Here is a 23,217-nt window from a genome sequence, read left to right on the forward strand (position 1 = left end):
TTATTTGTACCTTTGTCGCCTATGTTTGCTACTTCAGATTTATTTCACATCGGCTCCAAAAAAGAATTTGAGAAACTCACGCTCAAAGTGTTTCGCTATCAATACGACAACAATTTGGTGTACCGCAACTTTTGTGAATTGCTGAAGAAAGACAAAACCAATGTAAAATCCTTAACGGAGATTCCGTTTTTACCGATACAGTTTTTCAAATCGCACGATGTAATCAGTTCAACCGAACCAATTCAAATTGCTTTCACCAGTAGTGGCACAACCGGCATGACCACAAGTCGCCATTTAGTAACCGATTTAGAATATTACGAAGACAGTTTTCGTTTGGCTTTTTCGCAGTTTTACGGCAATATTGAAGATTATGTGGTTTTGGCCTTACTCCCATCGTATTTGGAACGCGAAGGCTCTTCTTTGATTTATATGGTGAAAGATTTAATCGAAGGCTCCAACCAACCGGAAAGCGGCTTTTACTTGCACAATTACGACGAATTAATTCAAAAACTAACCAATTTAGACAATTCCGGACAAAATGTTTTACTGATTGGTGTTACTTATGCTTTATTGGATTTGATCGAAAAGCAAAATTTCCAACTGAAAAACACCATCATCATGGAAACCGGCGGTATGAAAGGCAAGCGTAAAGAAATGATTCGCGAAGAATTACATGACGTGCTTTGCAAAGGTTTCGGGGTTTCTAAAATCCATTCAGAATATGGCATGACCGAACTTTTATCGCAAGCGTATTCCTTAGGTGACGGCATTTTCGAATGTCCGCCCTGGATGGAAATTCTAATCCGCGATACAGAAGACGCGCTAAGCTATGTTTCCGAAGGCAAAACCGGCGGCATCAACGTAATTGATTTAGCGAATTTGAATTCCTGTTCGTTCATCGCTACGCAGGATTTGGGCAAAAAATATCCCAACCATTCTTTCGAAGTGCTGGGACGTTTTGATAATTCTGATATTCGCGGTTGTAACCTGATGGTTATTTAACCTTGATTACGTAGTAATTTTTCTTTCCTTTCTGCAACAATAAAAACTGATTGTTAATCAAATCAGATTTGGTGATTTTATACTCTTCTCCAACTTTCTCTTTGTTTAAAGAAACGGCATTTTGTTTCAATTCACGACGCGCATCACTGTTAGAAGCCAAGAAATTTGTTTTAGCCGACAATGCTGCAATCATATCCAAACCTTCCTCTAAATCACTCATTGCAAGTTCAGCTTGCGGAACGCCTTCAAACACTTCCAAAAAAGTTTTGTCGTCCAGTTTTTTTAATTCGTCCATCGATGGGCTGAAAAACGCTGCCGAAGCTTCAATCGCTTTTTCCAACTCTTCTTTCCCGTGAACAAACGTAGTAACTTCTTCAGCCAAACGCTTCTGCAACACTCTTAAATGCGGTGCTTCATTGTGTTCTGCAATTGTTTTTTCAATTTCTTCCGAAGGTAAAAACGTAAAGATTTTGATGTATTTCTCAGCATCAACATCCGAAGTGTTCAACCAAAACTGATAGAATTTATAAACCGAAGTTTTATCCGAAGTCAACCAAACGTTTCCTCCTTCCGATTTTCCGAATTTAGAACCGTCCGCTTTGGTAATCAACGGACAAGTCATCGCATAGGCTTTAGCGCCTTCGCCACCAATTCTGCGGATTAATTCGGTACCAGTCGTAATATTCCCCCATTGATCCGAACCACCCATCTGCAATAAACAGTTGTGCGTTTTGTACAAATGGTAAAAATCGTAACCTTGAATAAGTTGATAAGTAAACTCAGTAAAAGACATTCCTTCGCCAATTTCACCGTTTAAACGCTTCTTCACCGAATCTTTGGCCATCATGTAATTCACCGTGATTCTTTTCCCAACATCACGTGCGAAATTGATAAAAGAGAAATCTTTCATCCAATCGTAGTTGTTCACCAAAACCGGTGCATTGGTATCGTTTGCATTAAAATCTAAAAAGCGCGATAAAACACCTTTGATGCCTTCTACATTCTTATTCAAAGTAAACTCATCCAACAAATTACGTTCATCTGACTTTCCGGAAGGATCACCAATCATACCTGTTGCACCGCCAACCAAAGCTACTGGTTTGTGCCCGAAATTTTTCAGATGCACCAATAAAATAATCGGCACCAAACTACCAATATGTAATGAATCAGAAGTGGGATCAAATCCTATATAAGTCGCTGTAGATTCTTTAGTAAGTTGCTCTTCCGTTCCCGGCATCATGTCGTGAACCAATCCCCTCCAGCGTAATTCTTCAACAATATTCTTCATTTCTTGTAAAATTTACGCAAAGATAAAATTTATTGTCGATTCGCGGATTTGGTTATTCGGTTATTTGAGTACTTCTTTCACAATTTGTCAATCCTAATTAAATCAGTAAATTCGCTACATGATATTAGTCACTGGCGGAACCGGCATGGTAGGAGCCCATTTACTCCTGCACTTACTTCAGCAAAATGAAGCGGTTCGGGCTATTTATCGGTCTGAAAAATCGCTTTTAAAAACGAAGAATCTTTTTCAGTTGGAAAATTGTTTGGATTTATTCGATAAGATTGATTGGATTCAAGCCGACATCAACGACATTCCGGCTCTAGAAAAAGCTTTTACCAATGTTACCGAAGTGTACCACTGCGCCGCTTTAATTTCTTTTGATCCGAAAGACGAAGACCAACTCCGCAAAGTAAATATCGAAGGAACTGCCAACATGGTAAATTGTGCTTTAGATTTTGGCGTGGAGAAATTCTGTTACGTCAGTTCGATTGCCGCATTAGGCGATACCAAAAACGGAGAAAAAATCATCACCGAAGCAACTGAATGGAATCCGGAGAAAAACCACGGCGATTATGCCCTAACCAAATTTGGCGCCGAAATGGAAGTGTGGCGCGCTTCCCAGGAAGGCTTGAATGTGGTGGTGGTGAATCCGGGCGTAATTTTCGGAAAAGGATTTAAATCCGGAAGTGGTGAATTGCTTCAGAAAATTGAAAAGGGTTTTCCTTATTACACCAAAGGTTCCACCGGAATTACATCGGCTCAAGATATCGTGGCAATTATGACTGAATTGATGAATAAAAACATCTTCGGCGAGCGATTTACTATAGTTTCGGACAATGTTATTCTTCAGGATTTACTGAATACACTTGCAGATAATCTGCATAAAAAAAGGCCTTACTTTTATGTAAAACCTTATATAACATCAATGGCTTGGCGACTGGATTGGCTGGTTTCAAAACTGCTATTCCAAAAAAGAACTTTTACCAGAGCCACCGCTAAATCGTCGCATTCTGTTGATATTTATGATAATTCAAAAATCATCCAGCAACTAAATTACACTTTCACACCAATGAAAGATTATTTGGCTACTGTATCGCTGGCGCATCAGAAGGCGCTATAGTTTTTCCAGTAGTTTCAACTGAAGCCTTGTTTAGTTTTTCCTTTTCCAACTCAAAACGATGGAATACTTCTCCATACATTTTTTTATATTCCCTTGGATCGGAAGCATAATAGCGGTTATTTTGTGCAAAAGTAACGCTGTCGATACCGTACTTTTTATAAATAAACTCGTTTGCTTTTAACCCTTCTTGGTCCATTTGGAACGAGTAATTACTTTCTGCCGCTTGCAAAAGTGCAATATCGAATAAAATGTCAATCATTATATTCTTATCCAACAAATTATCTGGCTTATCCACCACTTTTTTGTTGCAGGCAAAGAGTGCCAAAACCGTAAATAATACTAAAATTTTTTTCATCTTATCGTTCAAATAATAAGCGTTGTCCGTAATGCTCATCTTTTACTTTTCCGTGAGTGTACACCAAGTGGCCATTCACAAAGGTATGTGAAATTCTGGATTTAAAATTCGTTCCTTCCAACGGCGACCAACCGCATTTATACAAAACATTGTCTTTGTTTACCGTCCAAGGTGCGGTGGTATTCACAATTGCAATATCGGCATAATAACCTTCGCGAATGAACCCTCTTTTTTCAATTTTAAAGATTTTCGCCGGATTGTGTGCCATTTTTTCCACGATTCTTTCCACCGGAATTTTTCCTTGCAAATGCGCTTCAAACATCGCTACTACAGCATGTTGCACCAAAGGCGCTCCGGAAGGTGCCGACGTGTACGGATTTTGCTTTTCTTCCCAAGTGTGTGGTGCGTGGTCTGTGGCGATAACATCAATTCGGTCATCCAACAAAGCTTTCCATAATCCGTCTTTGTCGTCTTGCGTTTTTACGGCAGGATTCCATTTGATTAAAGTGCCTTTAGTTTTGTAATCCGCATCGGTAAACCATAAGTGATGCACACAAACTTCAGCGGTAATTTTCTTCTCTTCTAACGGAATTTTATTGGTAAACAACTCGGTTTCCTTTGCAGTGGAAACGTGAAAAATATGCAATCGTGCACCCGTTTTTTTAGCCAATTCAATTGCTTTGGAAGACGACAAATAACAAGCTTCTTCACTTCGGATTAAGTGATGAAATTCCATTGGAATATTGTCTCCGTATTGTTCTTTGTATTTCTCCAGATTGGCTTTAATGGTCGCTTCGTCTTCACAATGTACCGCAATCAGCATTGGTGTACTGGAAAAAATCTTTTCAAGCACTTCTTCGTTATCCACCAACATATTTCCAGTTGAAGAACCTAAAAACAATTTTATTCCGGCCACATTGCGCGGATTGGTTTTCAAAACTTCTTCTAAATTATCATTGGTTCCGCCCATCATAAACGAATAATTGGCAAACGAATTTTGCGCTGCAATCTCGTATTTCTGCTCCAGCAATTCTTGGGTAATTGCATTGGGAACTGTGTTGGGTTGCTCAATAAACGAAGTAATTCCTCCGGCTACTGCTGCTCTCGATTCGGAAGCGATATCGCCTTTATGGGTTAAACCCGGTTCGCGAAAATGAACCTGATCGTCAATAACACCGGGAATCAGGTAACTTCCTTCGGCATCTACCACTGTAAAATTGGGTTTTACACTGATGTTTTCCCCTATTTCTTTAATGAATTCGCCTTCGATAAGCACATCGCCTTCGAAAATCGTTCCTTCATTTACAATTTTGGCATTCTTTATTAGTGTGTTGTTCATGTCGTTTACAAACGGTTTAGCATTTTTCGGATTCGCAGTGAAATAACCCCAAAAATCGCTTCTTTAATAATAGCATTACTCATTTTAGATTGTCCTTTGGTGCGGTCTGTGAAAATAATCGGCACTTCGACTATCTTGAATTTCTTTAGAAAAGTTCGGTATTTCATCTCAATCTGGAACGCGTAACCAATAAATTTGATTCGGTCAAGATTGATGGTTTCCAAAACATTTCTTCGATAACAAACAAAACCTGCTGTGGTATCGTGGATTTTCATTCCGGTGATCATATTCACATACACCGAGGCAAAATAGGACAGCAAAACACGACTCAACGGCCAGTTTACCACATTTACTCCGGTTACGTAACGGGAGCCAATCGACATATCGGCACCTTCCAAACAAGCTTGGTGTAATTTTTCCAAATCGTTTGGATTGTGGGAGAAATCGGCGTCCATTTCGAATATATATTCAAAATCACTTGACAAAGCCCATTTGAAACCATGAACATACGCGGTTCCTAAACCTGCCTTTTTTTCTCTTTTCTCCAGATGCAATCGCGGATAATCGTTCTGCAATTCTACAACCTTTTCAGCGGTTCCGTCCGGCGAATTGTCATCCACGATTAAAACGTGAAACGGTGTTGCCAATGAAAATACTGCTTTCACAATACTTTCAATGTTTTCGATTTCGTTATACGTTGGAATAATTACAACGCTTTTACCCATTTTTATGTTTTTACCTGCAAAAATAACGCTTTTCTAACGCTTGTTTCACAATAAAATTATAATAAAATAAATCCCGGTAAATTTTAGTACTTTTACCAACAAGATGATGGATTTAAATTTAACCGAAAGAATACTGGAAAGCAAAGACTGGGCAACCGTATTGTTCCTCTTGTGCTTTGGTTTGATTGCCGTAAATAAGGCCGTTTTTGAAGTACGCTTTAACGAATTCATACGCATTGCTATTTCCGACAAATACCTTAAAATCTACAAAGACAGCGGCAACATGCAGAGTTGGTTTACCATTTCGATGTTTTTTGTGCAGTTGATTTCGTTTGCTTTTCTGATTCAGATGACTTTGAGTGTTTTCGGATTCACTACTAAAACCAATTGGGTGACTTTTATCCAGATTATCACGTTATTAGGGGTTTTCATACTATCCAAATATCTTATTGAAAAGATTATTGCCACCACTTTTTCTATTGAAGACTTTAACGAACAGTTCAATTTGCAAAAAGTAAATTACCGAACGTACATCGGCATGTTGATTTTACCTATCAACCTACTGTTATTCTACAACGATTTCTTATCAAAAACCATAATTCTCTCTCTAATTGCTATCATTTTGATAATAAACATAATAACTTATTTCTTTTCATTAAGAAATTATCAAAATTTAATCCTTAGCAAGTTCTTTTATTTTATTTTGTATCTTTGCGCACTTGAAATAGCGCCCTATTATTTCATGTATTATTGGTTTACAAAAAGATAAAATAAAGAATATCTCAAATATGAAAGTGAAAACTATACTGGTTTCACAACCAGAGCCTAAAGTGGAAAATTCACCTTATTTTGAACTTCAGCAAAAACTGAAAGTTAAGGTTGATTTTAGACCATTTATTCACGTTGAGGGCGTTCCTGCAAAAGAAGTTAGAGCTCAGAAAATCGATTTAAATAATTATACTGCTATTATCTTAACCAGTAAAAATTCGATTGATCACTTTTTCAGAGTGGCTGAAGAAATGCGTTACAAAGTTCCTGAAGATTTGAAGTATTTTTGTCAATCAGAAGCTATTGCTTTTTACTTACAGAAATACGTAGTTTACAGAAAACGTAAAATCTATGTAGGTCAAAAGGATTTTGTTGATTTATCACCACTAATTAAAAAATACAAAGACGAAAAATTCTTATTGCCTTCGTCAGACCAATTAAACGCAGATGTTCCACAAACTTTAAACAACCTTAAAGTAAATTGGACACCAGGCACTTTTTACAGAACCGTAATGAGTGATTTATCTGATTTAGCCGATGTTTATTACGACGTTTTGGCTTTTTTCAGCCCAACAGGAATTAAATCGTTGTTTAAAAACTTCCCTGATTTCGTTCAGAACAATACTCGTATAGCCGTTTTCGGAAGCACCACACAAAAAGAAGCTTTAGACCACGGTTTGCGTGTTGATATTATGGCTCCGACCCCGGAAACTCCATCTATGACAATGGCCCTGGAGAAATATATTGTCAAAGCCAATAAGGAATCGAAAGACAAATAATCCTTGATTATCATAATTGAAAAGCAGCTGTTCCCAGCTGCTTTTTTTGTTTCTAAAAAAAAGTTATAAAAAAATCCCAACCTTGCGATTGGGATTTTTAGATTGTATATTATTTAATTCTTATAACTGCGGACCAGCATTCACAAGATTCTTACCTTCTTCATTGTCAGTATACTGAACGAAGTTTTTCACAAATCTTGCGGCTAAGTCTTCTGCTTTTCCATTCCACTCAGAAGCATCTGCGTAGGTATTTCTTGGATCTAAAATATCTGTATTTACACCTTCTAAAGCAGTTGGTACTTCTAAATTGAATACCGGAATTACTTTAGTTTCCGCTTTTTCAATAGAACCATCTAAAATTCTGTCGATAATGGCACGGGTATCTTTAATCGAAATACGTTTTCCAGTTCCGTTCCAACCTGTATTTACCATATAAGCTGTTGCGTTGTGCTGCTCCATTTTCTTCACCAATTCTTCTCCGTACTTGGTTGGATGCAAACACAAAAAGGCTTTACCGAAACAAGCCGAGAAAGTTGGTTCTGGTTGTGTAACCCCTCTTTCTGTACCAGCTAATTTTGCCGTAAAACCAGATAAGAAATAATACTTCGTTTGCTCTGGCGTCAATTTTGAAACTGGCGGCATAACTCCGAAAGCATCAGCTGTTAAGAAAATTACTTTTGAAGCGTGACCAGCTTTAGAAACTGGCTTAACAATATTTTCAATATGATCGATTGGATACGATACACGTGTATTTTGGGTAACGGAACCGTCTTTGAAATCAATTACTCCGTTAGCATCTAATGTAACATTTTCTAACAAAGCATCCTTTTTGATAGCTCCAAAGATATCCGGTTCGTTTTCTTTGCTTAAGTCAATGGTTTTAGCATAACATCCGCCTTCGAAGTTGAAAACACCGTCGTTGTCCCATCCGTGCTCGTCGTCTCCGATTAACTCACGTTTTGGATCTGTAGACAGAGTTGTTTTTCCTGTCCCAGACAATCCGAAGAAAACAGCAACATCACCATCTTTTCCTTTATTCGCAGAACAATGCATGGAAGCAATTCCTTTTAGAGGAAGGTAATAGTTCATCATTGAGAACAACCCTTTTTTCATTTCTCCACCGTACCAAGTTCCTCCGATTAACTGGATCTTCTCAGTAAGGTTGAAAGCGATGTAAACGTCAGAATTTAATCCGTGGGCTGCGTAATCTTTGAAACTTGTTTTAGACGCATTCATTACGATAAAATCTGGCTCTCCAAAGTTTTCCAATTCTTCTTCCGTTGGACGGATGAACATGTTTTTTACGAAATGTGCCTGCCAAGCCACTTCCATAATGAAACGCACTTTTAAACGCGTATCTTCATTGGCCCCGCAAAACGCATCAATTACAAACAATCTTTTCCCAGAAAGCTGACTTACAGTCGTTTCTTTCAAAGCATTCCATGTGTTTGGCGAAATCGGTTTGTTATCGTTTACTGCTTTATCAGACGTCCACCAAATTGTGTCTTTGGTTACATCGTCCATTACAATATATTTATCTTTAGGAGATCTTCCTGTGAAAACACCGGTCATTACGTTAACAGCTCCAAGCTCCGACACCTGCCCTTTTTCATATCCTTCAAGGCTTGGACTTAATTCTTCATTATACAAGAAATCGTACGACGGATTGTACACAACCTCAACGGTGTCTTTAATTCCGTATTTCTCTAATGAAATCGATTTGGTTACATTCATAATTAAAATGTGTTGTTTGTTTGTTTTAAGAACGCAAAATTAAAAATTTAATTTCACATATATTTTTTTTAACCAATTATTCTGCTTTTTTACCCAGAATTTTAATAAATAAAACTGCCCAGGCCATTATCAACAACAAACCTCCTATTGGCGTTACTGGACCTAAAAATTTAACATTCATTCCGGTTGCAGAAGTTGTCGATAACAAATAAATGGAGCCGGAAAAGAACAAAATCCCTGTTAAGGTCAGCCAAAAAATAATTCTTTTGGACTTCTCATTCAAAAAAGTGGTTGTTCCGACAAAAAGCAAAAACAAAACGTGATACATTTGGTATTTCACCCCAGTTTCAAATGATGCTAATTGTGATTCCGATAAAATTTCTTTCAACCCGTGAGCACCAAAAGCTCCCAAAATAATCGCAATTACACCTAAAAAGGCCGCTGTTGCTATAATTTTTTTCTCCATACTGAAAAATCTATACTAAAAAGCAAATTTATCGGTTACAATTGAAATCTGAAAACCACTTGAACAGAAATAATTATACATTTGTCAAGTATTTTTAATTGATCTATGAAAAAAACAACTTTAGTGTTATCCTTTTTAGCACTTTTTTTAACGATTGGAATTTCTGCACAGACCGTTAAATCGGGTGAAAAATTAGTCTATTCTGGTTCTTACAACATGAGTGGTCTTATGACGCAGTTAGCTCAAGTCACCATGGAAGCCGAAACCGTTTCCACATCTAAAACCAGTTATTTGCATTTAAGTTGTCAAGCTGCAACGTACAGCAAATGGGATTCGTTTTTCAAAATCAGAGATTTGTATGAAGCCTACGTCAATCCGAAGAATTTCGAACCTAGTCTTTACAAGAGAAATATCAACGAAGGCGGTTACACCAAAAAAGAAAAATACGTTTTCAAAAATGGTGGAACATCCATCACAAGCACGTTGAACAAAAAAAACATGCCGGAACGCGTTCGTACGTTTAGCGTCAATCCGAATTCTCAAGATGTGGTAAGCTTGTTGTATAAAATCAGAACGTTGGACTTCAGCAAAATGAAAGTCGGACAAACGCAAAGCTTTTCCATCGTTTTCGATGAAAAAGAAGTACCGGTTTACATCAAATACATGGGAATTGAAACTGCAAATGCCGGAAACTTAGGCAAAAAGAACTGCTATAAAATTTCGATTTCTGCAAAAACACAAGCTTTAAAAGGCAAAGACAAAAACCTAATCTGGCTTACTGCGGATGCTAAAAAAATTCCTGCTTTAATCAAGTTCAGTATTCCTGTAGGAACCGGACAATTAACTTTAACCCAAGCCAGCGGGCTTTAATTAGAAAATCATGAGAAAAACATTCATCATACTTGCTTCATTCTTTACGATTTTAAGCATTGTTTTTACAGCTTTGCCTTTAGGAACATTAGCCTTATTGCCGATAGGACTTTCACTTGTACTTGGCTTTTTGGCTTTCAAAAGATCAACTGACACTGAAAAGAAATTCCCAAAAATCATTCTGATTATCGCCGGATTATGTTTAATCGTGGTTATCGGAAAGGAATTGTTCACTAAAGAAGAAGTAGCGCAAGACGTTCAATTTGAGCAAACTATCGAAAAATCGAAAGAAGAAGACAAAAAAGAACTCGAAGAACTGGAATCGCTCGAAGGCGATTTGGAATAAATGTTAAAGCTCGCACCATGCGGGCTTTTTTATTGCGTTTTATAACAATAATTCGCCCAAATTCATACATTTGTAACCTATTGCAAAAACCATGAGAAATATATTGATAATCGGCGCAGGTCGTTCCGCTTCTTCCCTAATTAAATACCTTTTAGACAAATCCGAGCAAGAAAATTTACATCTTACCATTGGTGATTTGTCCCTGGATTTAGCCAAAAGAAAAACCAACAACCACAAGAACGCTACGCCAATTCAATTGGATATTGCCAATGTTGAGCAACGTCAGACAGAAATTCAAAAAGCAGATATCGTTATTTCCATGTTACCGGCTTTTATGCACATTGAAGTCGCTAAAGATTGTGTGAAATTCAAAAAACACATGGTTACCGCTTCGTATATCTCTGAAGAAATGCAGTCTTTAGATGCAGAAGCCAAAGCTAACAATTTGGTTTTCATGAACGAAATCGGTTTAGATCCGGGTATCGATCACATGAGTGCAATGAAAATTTTGGATGAAATCAAAGAAAAAGGCGGGCATACGATTTTATTCGAATCGTTTTGCGGCGGTTTAGTTGCCCCGGAATCTGACAATAACTTATGGAATTACAAATTCACCTGGAACCCGAGAAACGTAGTTTTAGCAGGACAAGGCGGAGCTGCGAAATTCATCCAAGAAGGCACTTACAAATACATTCCGTACAATAAATTGTTCCGAAGAACCGAATTTTTAGAAGTGGAAGGTTACGGACGTTTTGAAGGTTATGCCAACCGCGATTCTTTGAAATACCGAAGCGTTTACGGCTTAGATGATGCTTTAACCGTTTACCGTGGCACAATCCGTCGTGTGGGTTATTCTAAAGCTTGGGATATGTTCGTGCAGTTAGGCATGACCGACGATACCTATTTTATTGACGATTCTGAAACGATGAGTTACCGCAGTTTTATTAATTTATTTTTGCCTTACCATCCTTCAGATTCGGTGGAAATAAAATTACGTCATCAGTTGAAAATTGATCAGGACGACGTGATGTGGGACAAATTAATCGAATTAGATATTTTCAATCCGAACAAAATCGTTGGGCTGAAAAAAGCAACTCCGGCTCAAATACTAGAAAAAATTCTAACCGATAGCTGGACTTTGGAAGCTAACGACAAAGACATGATTGTCATGTACCACAAATTTGGTTACGAGTTGAACGGAGAGAAAAAACAAATCGACTCGACAATGGTTTGCTTAGGCGATGACCAAACCTATACAGCAATGGCAAAAACCGTTGGTCTTCCGGTAGCGATGGCAACCTTGCAGATTTTAAACGGAAACATTACAACACCGGGCGTTCAGTTACCTATTAAAAAAGAAGTTTACGAACCGATTCTAAAAGAATTGGAAGAATATGGTGTAATTTTTTCAGAAAAAACCGTTGCCTACAAAGGATACAAATAATAAAAAAGCCTCAATTTAGTTGAGGCTTTTTTTATACTAATTCAATTCGATTTTTGTTTCAACGGCAGCTTTCTGTTTGTTGATTTCATCTTGTAGCTGACGACGCAATTTCTGCTCTCTTTCAATAGCACTTCGTTTGAAGGTCTCAAATTCATCCTCTAAATCAGTTAGCAAGCCTTTTGAATTTTGAGTAATTTCGTTGGCTTTTTTATAGCGATAACCGAACCAACCAGCCAATACTACAAGAGCAAACAAAACACTCAACACCAAAACATGGTACAGATTTTTAGCCATGGGAATTCCTAAAATAGAAATTTCACCGCCATTAGCTTGCGCTCTGTTGTAAGCTTCTTTTATTTTGTTATGTTCCGATTGCAACAGATTCATCTCAGTTTGCGTTCGGGACAATGATGCTTTTGCCGAAGCTAATTCTTTTTCGGAATCCGACAGAAAAACACTGAAATCGTTCTTGAGATTTTCCAACCATGATTTTTTGACCAGTTTCACATCCTGATAATTAGCCGATTGCTTAAGAATGTTGTCAATTTGTTGATTGACGGAAATTTTCGGTTGCGCTTCTTCCTGAACCGACTCAATAGTTCTGGCCGGTGTGGCCATAGCAAATTGGCACAATAAAGCCAACATGGTGCATAGTTGTAAGTTAAGTCTTTTCATTTTACTAGATTTTGGGGTTCAAAGTAATTGGGACTTATTGTTAACGTGAATCCTCTTATATTATAGATGCGTAAAATTTTACAGTTTTGAGATTTTTTAAGTTTTAACAAAAAATTATCATTATATTTAAACCATCAACAACACAATTACTTTCAAAATTTAAAAAATGAAATTAAATCACTTACAAATTGAAATTGACGGAATTGACAAACAAATCCTACGCGACTTAATGGAAGATGCCCGAAAACCCATTTTACAGATTGCCAACAAAATTGGAATTTCCGGAGCGGCGATTCATCAAAGACTTCGAAAACTGGAACAGGCCGGCGTAATTTCAGGATCGAAATTTATTGTGAATACTAAAGTTTTAGGATACAGCACGATGGCTTTCGTAGGGATTTATCTTGACAAGGCTGCCCGAAATTCGGAAGCGGTTCGGGAACTGAAAAAAATTCCGGAAGTTTTGGAGTGCCATTACACCACCGGAAACTGGAGTATTCTGATTAAAATCATTTGTCGCGATAACGAACATTTGATGCAATTACTCAACAAAAAAATCCAGTCGATTGACGGGGTTTCGAGAACGGAAACGTATATTTCACTGGAACAGCAGATTGAGCGCCAGATTCAATTATAGTTAAATAGTCGCAGTTTTCAGTCGTAGTCGCAGTCACAGAAGTTACCAAAAGAGAAAACGGTTTACTGTCTAGCCCCGACAGTAGCGGCACCGCGTAGAGCGTATGGCGGGAACATGGATTGCTGACACAATCTAACCATTCGCTACAAAAACAAAAAATCCGTTACTTGCGCAACGGATTTTCTTTTTATTATGAGTTTCTTTAATCTCTTCTTCCGAGAATTTGCATTGTCCAATACAACAAGGAAGCTAAAGCTCCTAAAGCGGCAACTACATAAGTTCTTGCTGCCCATTTTAAAGAATCTTCCGCTCCGGCGTATTCTTCCTGGCTTAGCATGTTTTTATTTTTCAACCAAGCCAAGGCACGGTTACTCGCGTCGTATTCTACCGGCAAAGTCACAAAACTGAATACCGTTGCAATCGCCATCAACACCAATCCGGCTACGGCTACATAAAACCCAATGGATGATTTGGCTCCGAAACCTAACAACAGTCCTCCCATAATCAACCATTGCGATAAGGATGACGACACGTTTACCATCGGTACCATTTTAGAACGCATCGTTAACCATTGGTATGCTTGCGCATGCTGTACCGCGTGACCACATTCGTGAGCCGCTACCGCTGCTGCTGCTGCATTACGTTGGTTGTACACCGCTTCACTTAAGTTTACAGTTTTGTTCGTCGGGTTGTAATGGTCGGTTAATTGTCCTGGTGTGGAAATGACTTTTACGTCGTAAATGCCGTTATCGGCTAACATTTTTTCAGCAATTTCGGCTCCGGACATCCCGTTGCGCAAATGAATTTTGGAATATTTAGCAAACTTGCTCTTCAATCGAGCGCTTACCAAAAAACTCGCCAAGGCAATGGCTCCCAATAAAATATAATATCCAATCATGGTTTTGTGTTTACTTGTTTCTTATTATTCATCAAACCTTACGCCAAATTGTAAAAGCTGTCAGTTTGACATCGGTTTTACTATTATACGTAAAAATACAAAAAGGTTACAAAAAGAAATCCCAAATTCGTGTTAGAATTTGGGATTTTCATTTCGACAAGCTCAATATCCTGTTTATATCATTTATCCGACTAAGTTGATAATCTTACCCGGAACAATAATCACTTTGTTTGGTGTTCGGCCTTGCAATTGGTTTTGCGTACGTTCATCGGCCATTACGATTTCCTCGATTTGTGCTGCGGTTAAATCTAACGGCAATTTAATCGTGAAACGCATTTTTCCGTTGAAGGAAACTGGATATTCTTTTTCACTTTCCACTAAATATTTGGCTTCGAATTTAGGGAAAGCCACTGTGGAAATTGAACCTTGATGTCCTAATGCATTCCATAATTCTTCCGCGATGTGTGGCGCGTATGGTGAAACTAAAACTGCCAAAGGTTCTAAAATAGCTCTGTGATGGCATTTTTGCTGCGACAATTCGTTCACACAAATCATGAATTGCGAAACCGAAGTATTGAACGAGAAGTTCTCGATGTCTTCCGTTACTTTTTTAATGGTTTTGTGTAGTGATTTGTACATGTCGGCAGTTGGTTCGTCGTTCGTTACGATGAAACCATTGTCGTCGAAATACAAACGCCATAGTTTTTTAAGGAAACCGAAAACTCCGGTAATTCCGGCAGTATTCCAAGGTTTTGCTTGTTCTAGCGGCCCTAAGAACATTTCGTACAAACGCAAGGTATCGGCACCGTATTCGTTACAAATGTCGTCTGGATTGACTACGTTGTATTTGGATTTCGACATTTTTTCTACTTCGCGACCTACGATGTATTTGCCGTCTTCTAAAATAAATTCAGCATTTACATAATCCGAATATAAAGGATGGGCTTTGAATTTTTCGATGTCTAATTCGTTGGTAATGTCGTTGATGCAGGATAAATCGACGTGGATTGGATGCACATTTTTATCCTTAATCAATCCTTTTGAATACAATGTTTTAGAATCTTCTGAACGGTACACAAACGCACTCATTCCCAAAATCATTCCCTGATTGATCAGCTTTTTGAACGGTTCTTCGGTTGGTGCGAAACCTCTATCTTTTAAGAACTTGTTCCAGAAACGGGAATATAACAAGTGGCCGGTGGCGTGCTCACTTCCACCGATGTATAAATCTACATTTTCCCAGTATTTCAAAGCTTCTTCACTCGCAAAATCGCATTCGTTTGACGCATCCATATAACGCATCCAATACCAAGAAGAACCTGCCCAACCCGGCATGGTGTTCAATTCTAAAGGAAATACTTTAACATCATCAATCAAATCGTTACTCACTACTTGATTGGTTTCGGTATTCCAAGCCCAAACTGAAGCGTTGCCTAATGGCGGTTGTCCGTCTTCAGTTGGTAAATATTTTTCGACTTCGGGTAAAATAATTGGCAAATGTTCTTTGGCAATCATTTGTGGTAATCCGTTCACGTAATATACCGGAAACGGCTCACCCCAATAACGCTGACGCGAGAAAACGGCATCACGCAAACGGTAATTCACTTTGGCAGTTCCGGCACCGATTTCTTCTAAAGCCGAAATGATTTTCTTAGTGGCTTCTTTATAATTCAAGCCATTCAAAAATTCTGAATTGGCGATAATTGTTGTGTTTTTGTCATCGAAAGCAGCTTCGGAAATATCCACGCCTTCAAAAATATTTTTAATCGGAATGTTGAAATGCTTCGCAAACGCATAATCGCGCTCATCACCACACGGAACAGCCATAACCGCACCGGTTCCGTAACCCGCTAAAACGTAATCACCTATCCAAACCGGAATGGGTTCTTTCGTAAACGGATGTTCAGCATACGCTCCGGTAAATACACCGGAAATGGTTTTCACATCTGCCATTCTTTCACGCTCTGAACGTTTTGCTGTGGCTTCGATGTATGCATCAACAGCCGCTTTTTGTTCCGAAGTTGTAATTTTTGTCACCAATTCGTGTTCTGGTGCCAATGTCATAAACGTTACTCCGAAAATGGTATCAGGACGAGTTGTAAACACATCGATTACTTCCTCATGGTTTTTCAATTTGAAACTTACTGCTGCACCAACCGATTTTCCAATCCAGTTGCGTTGTGATTCTTTCAATGATTCTGTCCAGTCGATGGTTTCCAAACCTTGCAAAAGTCTTTCCGCATACGCAGAAATTCGCATCGACCATTGCGTCATTTTTTTACGAATTACCGGATGTCCGCCACGCTCGGAAACTCCGTTCACGATTTCGTCATTCGCTAAAACCGTTCCTAAAGCTGGGCACCAGTTTACTTCGGTTTCCGCTAAATAAGTAAGTCTATATTGTAAAAGTATTTTTTGTTGTTCCGAAACAGTGAAACCATTCCATTCTGCAGCAGAAAATGATACGATATTGTCATCACAAACCGCATTTACAGCAGCGTTTCCGTTTTGCTCGAATTGTGCAATTAAAGTTTCGATGCTTTCCGCTTTATCCGAAGTTTTATTATACCACGAATTGAACAACTGAATGAAAATCCATTGCGTCCATTTGTAATAGTCTGGATTTGAAGTACGTACTTCTCTACTCCAATCAAACGAAAATCCGATTTTATCTAATTGTTCTCTGTAACGAGCAATATTTTCTTTAGTTGTTTTCTCCGGATGTTGCCCAGTTTGAATCGCATACTGTTCTGCCGGTAAACCAAACGAATCGTATCCTTGTGGGTGCAACACATTAAAACCTTGATGACGTCTGTATCGAGCCACAATGTCCGAAGCAATATAACCCAGCGGATGTCCAACATGCAAGCCCGCTCCCGAAGGATAAGGAAACATGTCTAACACATAATATTTTGGTTTTTCGGAATTATTTGACGCGGCAAACGTTTGATTTTTTGCCCAATATTGTTGCCATTTGGCTTCGATTTCGTTGTGGAAATATTTCATTTTAAAAAAGTTGCTGAGTTACTGAGTAACAAAGTTGCTAAGTTTTAGGGGTCAAATTTACATTATATTATAAGAAAGTTAAAACTTTGAGCGTTAGAAAGGGTAAAACAATTTTCTTTTTTTATTTTTACGGCTAAATTTAGAGTATTTATGGCATCATCATTCGAGAAGTTTCAAAAAAGACGACTTATTTCTTCCTATTTTTCTGTGATTTTGAGCATTTTCCTAGTGCTGTTCCTGTTGGGTGCGTTAGGGTTGTTCGTGATTCATTCTGAAAAAATTTCTAACAGTTTTAAGGAAGACATTCCAATGTCGGTCTACTTCAAAGATGAGGCTAACGATACTATTTTGAAAGCTTTCGACGCTAAACTGAAAGGCTCGAAATACATCAAGGACTACGTTTTCGTATCGAAAGAAGATGCCGCTAAAAATAACAAAGACATTGTAGGCGAAGACTTTTTGGAATTCTTAGGCATGAATCCGCTTCCGAATTCCTTCGACATTCACTTCAAAGGAGAATATGTAGAATCGGCAAAAATCAAAGAGATTGAAAGCGACATCCGCACTAACGATATGGTTTCCGAAGTGATTTATGACAAACGTTTAGTAGATTTAGCCAACGAAAACATCAAGAAAATCAGTTTCTGGATTTTGGTGGTTAGCGGAATTTTCGCGTTCATTTCGATGTTGTTAATCAACAGTTCTTTACGTCTTTCTGTTTACTCTAACCGTTTTATCATCAAAACGATGCAAATGGTTGGCGCTACAAAATCATTCATCAGAAAACCATTTATCTGGAGAGGAATTCGTTTAGGATTAATCGGTTCCGGCTTGGCAATCGTAGCTTTAATTGCCTTAAACTTTTACGTAGACAGCAAGTTTCCAAGTTTGGGCATTGCTAAAGATTATGTTTCTTTAGGCATTGTTTTGGCTGGAGTTTTACTAGTCGGAATTATCATTACCTGGATTAGTACTTTCTTCGCTACACAGCGCTTTTTGAATTTGAAAACCGACGATTTATATTAATCAATCCGAATTAAAATCATGGAAAATAAACAAAAACCGGACTTTCTTTTTGAAAGCATCAACTATAAAATTTTAATCATCGGATTGGCCGTTATCGGTTTAGGATTTCTGTTAATGGCTGGCGGCGGCAGTGATGACCCGAATGTTTTCAGTGAAGATATTTTCAGTTTCCGACGTATCCGAATTGCACCAACCGTAGTTTTAATTGGTTTTGGTGTGGTGATCTATTCCATCTTCAAAAAGAATAAAGCAGCCTAATGGATTTTTTTCAGGCGATTATCATAGCCATCATTGAAGGCTTAACCGAATATTTACCCGTTTCTTCCACAGGCCACATGGTCTTCGCCAGTTCCTATTTTGGGATTCAGGAAGACGATTTTGTAAAATTATTTCAGGTTTCAATTCAGTTCGGGGCTATTTTGGCGGTTGTAGCATTGTATTGGAAGAAGTTTTTCGACTTTTCAAAATTCAATTTTTTTATCAAATTGGCTTGTGCCGTAATTCCCGCCTTAGTGTTAGGAAAGTTTTTCGACGATAAAATTGAAGCGGTTTTAGGCAATCCGATTCCCATTGCGATTGTTTTAATTATTGGTGGAATCGTTTTATTGTTCATCGACAGCCGATTCAAAAACCCAACAATTGCCAGCGAAGAAGATATCACCATTAAAAAAGCCGTAATTATCGGATTTTGGCAGTGTTTGGCGATGATGCCCGGCACGAGTCGTTCGGCAGCTTCGATTATTGGCGGAATGCAACAAGGTTTGACAAGACATGCCGCAGCGGAATTCTCTTTCTTTTTGGCGGTTCCGACGATGTTAGCAGTTACTTGCTATTCGGTATTCATCAAAACCTACGAACATTCGCAGATGAAGGGTTACGAACTGATTACACAATCATCCGAAACAATTAAAATGTTTTTGATTGGTAATTTGGTTGCTTTTATTGTGGCAGTTTTAGCCATCAAATTCTTTATCGGCATCATCAAACAATACGGTTTCAAACCTTGGGGCTGGTACCGCATTGTGGTTGGAATTGGTCTTTTAATTTACTTTACTTCGATTAAATAATGTTACCAAAAACAGCCGAAGCATTTCAGGAAGGACAGATTTTACTGTTAGACAAACCGTTAACCTGGTCGTCGTTTCAGGCGGTGAACAAGGTGAAATGGGCGTTGATTAAGAATCTGCATTTGCCGAAGAAATTCAAAATCGGTCACGCCGGAACTTTGGATCCTTTGGCTTCCGGATTGTTGATAGTTTGTACCGGAAAATTCACCAAACGCATTCCGGAATTGATGGGAATGGTGAAAGAATACACCGGAACTTTTCATATCGGCGCCACAACACCATCTTACGATCTGGAGACGGAAATCAACCAAACTTTCCCCACAGAACACATTACTGCGGAACTTCTTGAAAAAGCGCGTTTAAGTTTTATCGGCGAAATTGACCAAATTCCACCAATCTTTTCAGCCATCAAAAAAGATGGAAAACGTTTGTACGAACACGCCCGCGCTGGCGAAGAAGTAGAAATCAAATCCCGAAAAATTGAAATTTTAGAATTCGAACTTACCCGAATCGAATTGCCGGAAATCGATTTTAGAGTCGTTTGCAGCAAAGGAACCTATATACGTTCTTTGGCTTATGATTTTGGTTTGGCAGTAAATTCTGGAGCACATTTAACTGCGTTACGCAGGACTAAAATCGGGGAATTTTCTGTAGATAACTCATTAATAATCACTAACTTTGAAGATAACTTTAAATAGTTATCGCAATGAAGAAATTAAGACTGTTTCTTTTTTTATTTCTTCTTTCTTTTGGACTTCAAGTATGTTCACAAACTTCTAGTGATTCTTTGCTTTTAACCAAAAAACGGTTTGTCAAATCTTCTTATAGGCAATTAGACATATCAGTTCCTCTTGTTTTTGACCCTGTTGATCCTGAAAATGAAGATGCGGGTCGGGCACTGCTTCCCGCAGGTTTCAATGCATTAGCCGGGTTCGGTTACGATTACAAAAATATTGCCGGTCTCGGATTTCACTCTGGCTTTTTAACACGTTGGGATGAAAAACTAGTGGCAATCCCTGTCTTTTTAAACTTACGAGTTAGTCCTAAAATTGGAGAAAACACATTCCTAAGTCTGCAGACTAGTTATGGCAAAACTTTCGCATTAGGTCGAGGCGGCTTGTCTGGCACTTACAAAAGAATTAACATTGGAGTTGGCGGTTTGGATGAAATTATTCAAGGAGCCATTGTTATCGAATATAGTCAGATGGATTTCCCGATTCATCAAAGAAAAAGAATCGAAACCTTCGCTGTTGGGTTTACTCTCTTCTTTTTTTAACCAATATTTTGCATCAATTTCACAATTTCTGACATAACCGTCAAACCTTTATCGTTCAAATACCATTTTTGAAGTTCCGTTTTAGCCTCTTCATTTACTACGCCGTATTTTGCCTTGTATTCCTTGATTAATCGAGCCGCTCCTTCCGGCCTTGGTCCCCAGGCAGCCTTAACCTCATAAGTATTGGCATCAAGAATGATTAATTTTGGAATCGAACGGGCGCCATTGGTTAAAAATTCCTGCATTAAGGCATCGTTTTCATCACGGAAGGCAATTCTCAAATCTATTGCTATCGTTTCAGAATTCATTTTCTCAAGAATCGGTAAAATTTGAGCCGCATCGCCACACCAGCCTTCCGCAAGTACCAACCAAATGTATTTTTTGCTCCACTTTGACAAAACCTGTTTAATTTCTTCCGGTACAACAATGGTTTTATCCAAACGATTCATCCGAACCTCGTTCAACTGACTGTAATGCAGTAAATCTTCCGATTGTTCGTTACCCGACGATTTTCCATCTGCTAATAAATCCGAAACTTTTTTACGGTATTCCGAATAGCTGAAACTGTTCTGCAAACTGTCTTCAATTAACTTTTTCATTGCTGTGAAATTAAGACTACAAAGATACTTCAAATTTTATTCCTGATAAAGCCTTCATAAGTTGCGTTGCGAGGCAGAAAAACTGTAATTTTAACCTAGACAATTTACAAATGGATTTAAAAGGAAAATCAATCGGTTTAGTGCTTTCCGGTGGTGGCACCAAAGGGTTGGCACATGCCGGAGCTCTAAAATTTTTAGAAGAAATCAATGCAAAACCAAGTCAAATTGCAGGAACCAGTGCCGGTGCTATTGTGGCGGCTTTATACGCGGGTGGCAAAAAACCCGAAGAAATTTTAGAGTTTTTCAAATCCATTTACTTTTTCAACTGGAAGCATTTTACGTTCCGAAAAGCTGGCTTTATTGATTCGGATGCATTCAAACTGTATTTTCATTCCATCTTCGGAGAGACAAAAATCGGCGAGTTAAAAATCCCGATTCACATAACTGCAACCGATTTAGTTAAAGGAAAACTCAAAGTTTTTGATAACTCCACTCAGGTCGTTGATGCGGTTTTGGCGTCTTCCTCTTTTCCGGGCGTAATTTCACCATATGAACTGAACGGAAATTTGTACAGCGATGGCGGCATTCTCAACCACTTCCCTACCGATATTTTACAAGGCCGATGCGAAACACTGATTGGTGTTTATGTCAGTCCGATACAGAAAATTGAAGCCAAAGATTTATCGTCCATCAAAGCCGTAACAGCAAGAGCTTTTGACCTATTTTCAGCGAATTCCAACACTAACAAATTCAACCTTTGCGATTGGGTTATTGAACCGGAAGAACTGGCGCAATTCGGTACTTTTGAAACCAGTAAAATTAAAATGGATGCTATCTTTAAAATCGGATATGAAACGGCTAAGAAATCGTATACAGAACTGCAACGATAAATTTCTAGTAACCGCTTTCAGAAAAACAGATTATAACTATATTTGCACCACATAAACTACACAGTGTTCTAATGAAATACAAAAGAATTCTTCTGAAATTAAGCGGTGAAGCTCTAATGGGCGACCGTCAGTACGGTATCGATCCGAAACGATTAGCAGAATATGCTGCCGAAATCAAACAAATTCATGATAATGGCGTAGAAATTGCAATCGTAATTGGTGGCGGAAACATTTTCAGAGGTGTAGCCGGAGCCAGCAACGGAATGGATCGCGTTCAAGGAGATTACATGGGAATGTTAGCAACGGTAATCAACGGAATGGCGCTGCAAGGTGCTTTGGAAGAAGCCGGAATGCCAACACGTTTACAAACCGCTTTAAAAATTGAAGCAATTGCTGAACCATACATCAAGAGAAGAGCGACCCGTCATTTGGAAAAAGGAAGAATCGTAATCTTCGGAGCAGGAACTGGAAATCCTTATTTCACAACTGATACAGCTGCTGTATTACGCGGAATTGAAGTAGCTGCCGATGTAATTCTAAAAGGAACAAGAGTAGACGGAGTTTATACGGCTGATCCGGAGAAAAATCCTGATGCTGTAAAATATGACAACATCACCTTCGACGATGTAATCAGCAAAGGCCTGAATATTATGGACACGACGGCTTTCACATTAAGCCAGGAAAATAAATTGCCTATTATCGTTTTTGACATGAACAAAGAAGGAAATTTGTTAAAAGTTTGTCAAGGTGAAACCGTAGGAACGACTGTTAATGTTTAATTTTAACACTTAAAATTAGAAACGATGACTGAAGAAATCAAATTCATATTAGAAAGCACCAAAGAATCCATGAACAATTCGTTGGAGCATTTAGAAAAAGAATTTTTAAATATCCGTGCCGGAAAAGC

Annotated in this window: 25 protein-coding genes and 1 pseudogene; 16 read left to right on the plus strand and 10 right to left on the minus strand. The window is 38.4% G+C overall.

Annotation, left to right across the window (positions count from 1 at the left end; genetic code table 11):
- Positions 1-21: 21 nt before the first annotated feature.
- Positions 22-1,002, plus strand: coding sequence for an acyl transferase (locus RUH60_RS05725; protein WP_313806324.1), 981 nt, complete (start codon positions 22-24; stop codon positions 1,000-1,002).
- Here RUH60_RS05725 and tyrS read toward each other — a convergent pair.
- Positions 995-2,290 carry a tyrosine--tRNA ligase gene (gene tyrS / locus RUH60_RS05730; RefSeq protein ID WP_313806326.1) on the minus strand — a complete coding sequence of 432 codons (1,296 nt, stop codon included), beginning with the start codon at positions 2,288-2,290 and terminating at the stop codon, positions 995-997. The two genes, RUH60_RS05725 and tyrS, sit on opposite strands and share 8 nt — an antisense overlap.
- A gap of 118 nt (positions 2,291-2,408) precedes the next feature.
- On the opposite strand from tyrS, the gene RUH60_RS05735 reads away from it, so the two are divergent.
- Complete coding sequence (locus RUH60_RS05735; protein ID WP_313806328.1) at positions 2,409-3,410, plus strand: NAD-dependent epimerase/dehydratase family protein; 1,002 nt, start codon at positions 2,409-2,411, stop codon at positions 3,408-3,410.
- Here RUH60_RS05735 and RUH60_RS05740 read toward each other — a convergent pair.
- From RUH60_RS05740 to RUH60_RS05750, 3 genes are read right to left on the minus strand one after another with little or no spacing between them, the layout of a single operon-like run.
- Positions 3,376-3,804: a DUF4296 domain-containing protein gene (locus RUH60_RS05740; protein ID WP_313806330.1), complete on the minus strand. Its 429-nt coding sequence runs from the start codon at positions 3,802-3,804 to the stop codon at positions 3,376-3,378. The two genes, RUH60_RS05735 and RUH60_RS05740, sit on opposite strands and share 35 nt — an antisense overlap.
- Positions 3,767-5,104 (minus strand): dihydroorotase, encoded by a 1,338-nt coding sequence (locus tag RUH60_RS05745; RefSeq protein WP_313806332.1) that lies wholly within the window; start codon positions 5,102-5,104, stop codon positions 3,767-3,769. The genes RUH60_RS05740 and RUH60_RS05745 overlap by 38 nt, the downstream gene beginning before the upstream one ends.
- A gap of 5 nt (positions 5,105-5,109) precedes the next feature.
- Positions 5,110-5,829, minus strand: coding sequence for a polyprenol monophosphomannose synthase (locus RUH60_RS05750; RefSeq protein WP_313806334.1), 720 nt, complete (start codon positions 5,827-5,829; stop codon positions 5,110-5,112).
- Positions 5,830-5,932: 103 nt separating this feature from the next.
- Here RUH60_RS05750 and RUH60_RS05755 point away from each other — a divergent pair, with 103 nt between their 5' ends.
- Both RUH60_RS05755 and RUH60_RS05760 read left to right on the plus strand, forming a co-directional pair.
- Positions 5,933-6,598, plus strand: a complete 666-nt coding sequence (locus RUH60_RS05755; protein WP_313806335.1) for a DUF4271 domain-containing protein — start codon at positions 5,933-5,935, stop codon at positions 6,596-6,598.
- Positions 6,599-6,617: 19 nt separating this feature from the next.
- Positions 6,618-7,376, plus strand: coding sequence for a uroporphyrinogen-III synthase (locus RUH60_RS05760; RefSeq protein WP_313806336.1), 759 nt, complete (start codon positions 6,618-6,620; stop codon positions 7,374-7,376).
- A gap of 120 nt (positions 7,377-7,496) precedes the next feature.
- On the opposite strand, the gene pckA is transcribed toward RUH60_RS05760, so the two are convergent.
- Positions 7,497-9,110 (minus strand): phosphoenolpyruvate carboxykinase (ATP), encoded by a 1,614-nt coding sequence (pckA, locus tag RUH60_RS05765; RefSeq protein WP_313806337.1) that lies wholly within the window; start codon positions 9,108-9,110, stop codon positions 7,497-7,499.
- A 76-nt stretch (positions 9,111-9,186) separates the two neighbouring features.
- The gene (locus tag RUH60_RS05770; RefSeq protein WP_313806338.1) at positions 9,187-9,576 is read right to left on the minus strand and encodes a DUF423 domain-containing protein; all 390 of its coding nucleotides are present in this window, start codon (positions 9,574-9,576) and stop codon (positions 9,187-9,189) included.
- Between the two features lie 105 nt (positions 9,577-9,681).
- Between RUH60_RS05770 and RUH60_RS05775 the strand changes: the two genes are divergently transcribed.
- From RUH60_RS05775 to RUH60_RS05785, 3 genes are all read left to right on the plus strand, one after another.
- Positions 9,682-10,446, plus strand: a complete 765-nt coding sequence (locus RUH60_RS05775; protein ID WP_313806339.1) for a DUF3108 domain-containing protein — start codon at positions 9,682-9,684, stop codon at positions 10,444-10,446.
- Between the two features lie 10 nt (positions 10,447-10,456).
- The gene (locus RUH60_RS05780; RefSeq protein ID WP_313806340.1) at positions 10,457-10,792 is read left to right on the plus strand and encodes a hypothetical protein; all 336 of its coding nucleotides are present in this window, start codon (positions 10,457-10,459) and stop codon (positions 10,790-10,792) included.
- A 91-nt stretch (positions 10,793-10,883) separates the two neighbouring features.
- A complete protein-coding gene (locus RUH60_RS05785; protein ID WP_313806341.1) occupies positions 10,884-12,236 on the plus strand; it encodes a saccharopine dehydrogenase family protein in 1,353 nt (450 codons plus the stop codon).
- Positions 12,237-12,272: 36 nt separating this feature from the next.
- Here the strand turns inward: RUH60_RS05785 and RUH60_RS05790 are convergent, their stop codons facing one another.
- Positions 12,273-12,911, minus strand: a complete 639-nt coding sequence (locus RUH60_RS05790) for a hypothetical protein (RefSeq protein ID WP_313806342.1) — start codon at positions 12,909-12,911, stop codon at positions 12,273-12,275.
- Positions 12,912-13,077: 166 nt separating this feature from the next.
- On the opposite strand from RUH60_RS05790, the gene RUH60_RS05795 reads away from it, so the two are divergent.
- Complete coding sequence (locus RUH60_RS05795) at positions 13,078-13,548, plus strand: Lrp/AsnC ligand binding domain-containing protein (RefSeq protein ID WP_313806344.1); 471 nt, start codon at positions 13,078-13,080, stop codon at positions 13,546-13,548.
- 202 nt (positions 13,549-13,750) lie between these two features.
- Here RUH60_RS05795 and RUH60_RS05800 read toward each other — a convergent pair whose 3' ends face one another.
- Both RUH60_RS05800 and leuS read right to left on the minus strand, forming a co-directional pair.
- Positions 13,751-14,446, minus strand: a complete 696-nt coding sequence (locus tag RUH60_RS05800) for a zinc metallopeptidase (RefSeq protein ID WP_313806345.1) — start codon at positions 14,444-14,446, stop codon at positions 13,751-13,753.
- Between the two features lie 183 nt (positions 14,447-14,629).
- Entirely contained in the window at positions 14,630-17,452 is a 2,823-nt protein-coding gene (leuS, locus tag RUH60_RS05805; protein WP_313806347.1) for a leucine--tRNA ligase, read from the minus strand.
- A gap of 150 nt (positions 17,453-17,602) precedes the next feature.
- Here leuS and RUH60_RS05810 point away from each other — a divergent pair, with 150 nt between their 5' ends.
- The 5 genes from RUH60_RS05810 to RUH60_RS05830 are packed head-to-tail and all read left to right on the plus strand — an operon-like array spanning position 17,603 to position 20,821.
- On the plus strand, positions 17,603-18,478 hold the full coding sequence (locus tag RUH60_RS05810) for a cell division protein FtsX (protein WP_313806348.1): 876 nt from the start codon (positions 17,603-17,605) through the stop codon (positions 18,476-18,478).
- A gap of 18 nt (positions 18,479-18,496) precedes the next feature.
- Entirely contained in the window at positions 18,497-18,736 is a 240-nt protein-coding gene (locus RUH60_RS05815) for a DUF3098 domain-containing protein (protein WP_313806350.1), read from the plus strand.
- The gene (locus RUH60_RS05820) at positions 18,736-19,545 is read left to right on the plus strand and encodes an undecaprenyl-diphosphate phosphatase (RefSeq protein WP_313806352.1); all 810 of its coding nucleotides are present in this window, start codon (positions 18,736-18,738) and stop codon (positions 19,543-19,545) included. The genes RUH60_RS05815 and RUH60_RS05820 overlap by 1 nt, the downstream gene beginning before the upstream one ends.
- A complete protein-coding gene (gene truB, locus RUH60_RS05825; protein ID WP_313806354.1) occupies positions 19,545-20,243 on the plus strand; it encodes a tRNA pseudouridine(55) synthase TruB in 699 nt (232 codons plus the stop codon). Before RUH60_RS05820 ends, truB begins: the two co-directional genes overlap by 1 nt.
- Positions 20,244-20,251: 8 nt before the next feature.
- Entirely contained in the window at positions 20,252-20,821 is a 570-nt protein-coding gene (locus RUH60_RS05830; protein WP_313806355.1) for a hypothetical protein, read from the plus strand.
- Here the strand turns inward: RUH60_RS05830 and RUH60_RS05835 are convergent.
- The gene (locus tag RUH60_RS05835) at positions 20,818-21,420 is read right to left on the minus strand and encodes a thioredoxin family protein (RefSeq protein ID WP_313806357.1); all 603 of its coding nucleotides are present in this window, start codon (positions 21,418-21,420) and stop codon (positions 20,818-20,820) included. The two genes, RUH60_RS05830 and RUH60_RS05835, sit on opposite strands and share 4 nt — an antisense overlap.
- 110 nt (positions 21,421-21,530) lie before the next feature.
- On the opposite strand from RUH60_RS05835, the gene RUH60_RS05840 reads away from it, so the two are divergent.
- From RUH60_RS05840 to RUH60_RS05850, 3 genes and pseudogenes are all read left to right on the plus strand, one after another.
- On the plus strand, positions 21,531-22,310 hold the full coding sequence (locus RUH60_RS05840) for a patatin-like phospholipase family protein (protein ID WP_313806359.1): 780 nt from the start codon (positions 21,531-21,533) through the stop codon (positions 22,308-22,310).
- Positions 22,311-22,381: 71 nt separating this feature from the next.
- Positions 22,382-23,089 (plus strand): UMP kinase, encoded by a 708-nt coding sequence (pyrH, locus tag RUH60_RS05845; RefSeq protein WP_313806361.1) that lies wholly within the window; start codon positions 22,382-22,384, stop codon positions 23,087-23,089.
- Between the two features lie 24 nt (positions 23,090-23,113).
- Positions 23,114-23,217 (plus strand): annotated as a pseudogene (locus RUH60_RS05850) (ribosome recycling factor); the annotation flags it as partial.

Source organism: Flavobacterium sp. (assembly GCF_032153895.1).
GTDB lineage: Bacteria > Bacteroidota > Bacteroidia > Flavobacteriales > Flavobacteriaceae > Flavobacterium.

Bases quoted from the DNA above. Each gene is read 5' to 3' on its own strand.
- RUH60_RS05725 (WP_313806324.1), top strand. From the start codon at position 22: ATGTTTGCTACTTCAGATTTATTTCACATCGGCTCCAAAAAAGAATTT.
- tyrS (WP_313806326.1), bottom strand. From the start codon at position 2,290: ATGAAGAATATTGTTGAAGAATTACGCTGGAGGGGATTGGTTCACGAC.
- RUH60_RS05735 (WP_313806328.1), top strand. From the start codon at position 2,409: ATGATATTAGTCACTGGCGGAACCGGCATGGTAGGAGCCCATTTACTC.
- RUH60_RS05740 (WP_313806330.1), bottom strand. From the start codon at position 3,804: ATGAGCATTACGGACAACGCTTATTATTTGAACGATAAGATGAAAAAA.
- RUH60_RS05745 (WP_313806332.1), bottom strand. From the start codon at position 5,104: ATGAACAACACACTAATAAAGAATGCCAAAATTGTAAATGAAGGAACG.
- RUH60_RS05750 (WP_313806334.1), bottom strand. From the start codon at position 5,829: ATGGGTAAAAGCGTTGTAATTATTCCAACGTATAACGAAATCGAAAAC.
- RUH60_RS05755 (WP_313806335.1), top strand. From the start codon at position 5,933: ATGATGGATTTAAATTTAACCGAAAGAATACTGGAAAGCAAAGACTGG.
- RUH60_RS05760 (WP_313806336.1), top strand. From the start codon at position 6,618: ATGAAAGTGAAAACTATACTGGTTTCACAACCAGAGCCTAAAGTGGAA.
- pckA (WP_313806337.1), bottom strand. From the start codon at position 9,110: ATGAATGTAACCAAATCGATTTCATTAGAGAAATACGGAATTAAAGAC.
- RUH60_RS05770 (WP_313806338.1), bottom strand. From the start codon at position 9,576: ATGGAGAAAAAAATTATAGCAACAGCGGCCTTTTTAGGTGTAATTGCG.
- RUH60_RS05775 (WP_313806339.1), top strand. From the start codon at position 9,682: ATGAAAAAAACAACTTTAGTGTTATCCTTTTTAGCACTTTTTTTAACG.
- RUH60_RS05780 (WP_313806340.1), top strand. From the start codon at position 10,457: ATGAGAAAAACATTCATCATACTTGCTTCATTCTTTACGATTTTAAGC.
- RUH60_RS05785 (WP_313806341.1), top strand. From the start codon at position 10,884: ATGAGAAATATATTGATAATCGGCGCAGGTCGTTCCGCTTCTTCCCTA.
- RUH60_RS05790 (WP_313806342.1), bottom strand. From the start codon at position 12,911: ATGAAAAGACTTAACTTACAACTATGCACCATGTTGGCTTTATTGTGC.
- RUH60_RS05795 (WP_313806344.1), top strand. From the start codon at position 13,078: ATGAAATTAAATCACTTACAAATTGAAATTGACGGAATTGACAAACAA.
- RUH60_RS05800 (WP_313806345.1), bottom strand. From the start codon at position 14,446: ATGATTGGATATTATATTTTATTGGGAGCCATTGCCTTGGCGAGTTTT.
- leuS (WP_313806347.1), bottom strand. From the start codon at position 17,452: ATGAAATATTTCCACAACGAAATCGAAGCCAAATGGCAACAATATTGG.
- RUH60_RS05810 (WP_313806348.1), top strand. From the start codon at position 17,603: ATGGCATCATCATTCGAGAAGTTTCAAAAAAGACGACTTATTTCTTCC.
- RUH60_RS05815 (WP_313806350.1), top strand. From the start codon at position 18,497: ATGGAAAATAAACAAAAACCGGACTTTCTTTTTGAAAGCATCAACTAT.
- RUH60_RS05820 (WP_313806352.1), top strand. From the start codon at position 18,736: ATGGATTTTTTTCAGGCGATTATCATAGCCATCATTGAAGGCTTAACC.
- truB (WP_313806354.1), top strand. From the start codon at position 19,545: ATGTTACCAAAAACAGCCGAAGCATTTCAGGAAGGACAGATTTTACTG.
- RUH60_RS05830 (WP_313806355.1), top strand. From the start codon at position 20,252: ATGAAGAAATTAAGACTGTTTCTTTTTTTATTTCTTCTTTCTTTTGGA.
- RUH60_RS05835 (WP_313806357.1), bottom strand. From the start codon at position 21,420: ATGAAAAAGTTAATTGAAGACAGTTTGCAGAACAGTTTCAGCTATTCG.
- RUH60_RS05840 (WP_313806359.1), top strand. From the start codon at position 21,531: ATGGATTTAAAAGGAAAATCAATCGGTTTAGTGCTTTCCGGTGGTGGC.
- pyrH (WP_313806361.1), top strand. From the start codon at position 22,382: ATGAAATACAAAAGAATTCTTCTGAAATTAAGCGGTGAAGCTCTAATG.